General features: G+C 69.4%; 3 protein-coding genes. 1 reads left to right on the plus strand and 2 read right to left on the minus strand.

Annotation, left to right across the window (positions count from 1 at the left end; genetic code table 11):
* Positions 1 to 1,028: serine/threonine-protein kinase (locus tag VA603_RS01660; RefSeq protein ID WP_323437756.1), on the minus strand; the 1,028-nt coding region annotated here is incomplete at its 3' end.
* Positions 1,025 to 2,209, minus strand: a complete 1,185-nt coding sequence (locus VA603_RS01665) for a M48 family metalloprotease (protein ID WP_323437757.1) — start codon at positions 2,207 to 2,209, stop codon at positions 1,025 to 1,027. The genes VA603_RS01660 and VA603_RS01665, both read right to left, overlap by 4 nt.
* Positions 2,210 to 2,346: 137 nt before the next feature.
* Between VA603_RS01665 and VA603_RS01670 the strand changes: the two genes are divergently transcribed.
* On the plus strand, positions 2,347 to 2,625 hold the full coding sequence (locus VA603_RS01670) for a hypothetical protein (RefSeq protein ID WP_132862381.1): 279 nt from the start codon (positions 2,347 to 2,349) through the stop codon (positions 2,623 to 2,625).
* The last annotated feature ends 119 nt before the right edge of the window (positions 2,626 to 2,744 follow it).

Here is a 2,744-nt window from a genome sequence, read left to right on the forward strand (position 1 = left end):
CGATCACGGCGGGTTTCCTGGATCAGCTTGTCCAGCGCGGCCGGCAGGAACGGCTGGTCGTCGAAGCGCAGCCAGCGCTGCAGGTCGACCGCCTTGCCGGCGGTCATGTCCGCCGCGAACGGCCCGCCCCAGGTGCAGATGTGCTCCGGCCGGATGCTCTCCACCTGCAGCATCAGCGGCACGCTGGACACGGTGAGGTTGACCGAGCCGGCGGTGGGCCGGAAGAACAGCAGGCGGTTGCGGCGCGACAGGTCGAACAGGCGGTCGCGCAGGTAGGACAGCACCGCGCCACGGCGCGAGGCCAGGCCGCTGACGCCGGACAGCGCGCGTGCCACGTCCAGCACGTCCGGCTGGTCACGCCAGGTGCGCAGGCGCGTGGCCAGGCTGTCCAGCTCGGTGCTGCGGTCGTGCCGGTTGAGCGCGGTCATCTCCACGACCACGCTGGCCAGCACCGGATGCAGGCGGGGGGCCAGCTGGAACAGGTTCTCGCGGTTGCCGGCGAAGCTGCGCAGGTCGTCGACGTCGTCGAAGTCCAGGCCGCAGGCCAACGCCGCCAGCACCATGCCCAGCTGGAAGATGTCGGTCAGCTCGTCATGGTGGCCCAACGCCAGTTCCCAGCTGCGATAGCCCGGCAGGTACACCGGATGCTCGATCGCCGCCTCCAGGTCGGCCTGCACCGCCAGGTCGTCCAGCCGCTCGTAGCCCTGCGCGTCATGCGCGACCCGCAGGGTGCCGACGATGTTGAGCGTGGACGCCGAGCCGGGCTGCACGCGGCTGATCGCGGCCAGCGCCATCGCCGGCGCCTGGCCAGACGGGTTGCGCAGGGCCAGCCCGCCCGCCGCATCCAGCACGATCGCTTCGGGCGACAGCGCGGCGACGCGGCCACCGGCATGTAGCGACGCCACCTGCGCGAACAACGGCAACACCAGTACCAGCACGTCATCGGTGGACAGCGCCGCGCCGGCCTGGGCATCGACCAGCGCGGCGAAGTTGCCCGCCGGCACCGGGGTTTCAGTCATCTCGCTCATGCACTCAGGGCCCGTTCGGTGTTCTTCTTCAGCTTGTCCAGCTCACGCTTGCCCAGCCGTGCATCGCGCTTGAGGTTGGCCTGCAGTGCCTGCGCGCTGCCCAGCGCGTGGGCCAGCGTGCTGGCGCGCAGCAGCGCGGCGTCCTGCACGTCGGGGTCAACCAGCGCCAGGTCCAGCATCAAGGCGTTGAGGTAGCCACGCACGCTGTCATCGATGTTGCGTTCGGCGATGGCCTGGGGCGCAACCGTGGCCTCGCCCGGGTTCCAGTCCGGGAACAGCTGCCGCACCTGGTTGAGTACCAGCGCGCTGCGCAGCGGCACCTCGTCGAGGAAGTGACCGAGGAAGCCGCGCGTGATCTGCTGCAGGGCCTGCTGGTCGAGCAGGTCCAGTGCCTCCAGCGACAAGGCACCGCAAAGCTTGTCGCGGACCCAGCCGTCCAGCCGGTCGGTGCGCTGCCACCACTGCTCCAGCGCACGTGCGCGGATGAAGGTCTCCGGGTGGGTACGCATGGTGCTGCCCTGCTTCTCGTTGGCATCCACCTCCGCGGCCTGGCGCAGGTAGGCCACCGGGTCCGGGTTGGCCACGCCGGTCTGCACCTTCAGCAGCGTGCTGACCGCCGGCCCGGGGGCGGCGGCGGCCACCGCGCCGCCGCGGTCGGCGAACAGCTCGGTATGCAAGGCATACCGGCGCAGGGTTTCGGCCTGGCTGGGGCTGGCCTGCGGCGAGGCCAGGGCGTCATTGAGGATGCGGTCGGCGACGTGGAAGTCGCCGCCGTCCAGCGACCACAGCACGTAATGCGCCAATTCATGCCCGAACAGCGCCAGCCGCTCGTCATCGCTCAGGCGTTCGAGCAGCGGCCCCTGCAGCACCATGTGCACTTCGCCGGGCACGAACACCAGCGCGGCATTCATGTCCTGGCTGCCGGCCTGGTACAGCGTCGCCGGGGCCTGCATGCCCAGCCGTTGCATGGCCAACTGCAGGCTTGCATGCACCTCCGGGTGGGCCTCGGCCTCCAGCCGGTAGGTATCGCGCAGCAGGTCGCTGCGTACCTGCGCGATGTGTTCATCGCGGATCCGCTGCGAGGCCGCCCAGCGCCATACCTCCGGCTCGTGCTGCTTCAGGTACGCCACCAACTGGCGGTGGTAGTGGAGCGGTTCCAGTGCCGGCCTATCGCTGGGCATGACGTCCATTTACTGATTTTCCCGTGTTTACCCCACCCGAAGTTTAGGAGATTCGCCGCTGCACCCGCGACCGCCAACTGCGCGTGCAGCATCGGCGCGGGAGCACCACCGGGCATGGATGGCCCGGCGCCCAGCAGATGTTCTGGAACACCGACAGCGCCCACTACGTCCTGCAGGCTCCGCCGCATGCGATGAACTGGAGCGTGGGCCAGATCGGCGAGCGCGCACCGGGCCGGTTCCCCCCGGAGGAACCGGCCGGCATCGTGCAGTCCCCGCATGCGGTGGTAACGCCGCGCAGCCTGTACCTGCAGCAGCTGCATGATCGCCTGGGCGAACAGGCAGTCATCAACGTCACCACCCCGGCCCAGCGACAGGGCCGCCTCTGGGATGAACTGGCCGCGCGACGCGGCGAGTAAGCGCAGGACCCCATCCCCGCCGCTACATGCCTTCCGGTCTCTTGGGCGGAGCGGGAAGTGGCCTTGTTCCGGCAAGGAAGTTCCCCGATTCGCCGCTTAATTTATGTACTGGTCAGTTT

Source organism: Stenotrophomonas capsici (assembly GCF_034961085.1).
Taxonomy (GTDB): Bacteria; Pseudomonadota; Gammaproteobacteria; order Xanthomonadales; family Xanthomonadaceae; genus Stenotrophomonas; species Stenotrophomonas capsici.

What these genes read in the sequence shown, in the direction of transcription:
- VA603_RS01665 (WP_323437757.1), bottom strand. Translation starts at nt 2,209, where the DNA reads ATGCCCAGCGATAGGCCGGCACTGGAACCGCTCCACTACCACCGCCAG.
- VA603_RS01670 (WP_132862381.1), top strand. Translation starts at nt 2,347, where the DNA reads ATGTTCTGGAACACCGACAGCGCCCACTACGTCCTGCAGGCTCCGCCG.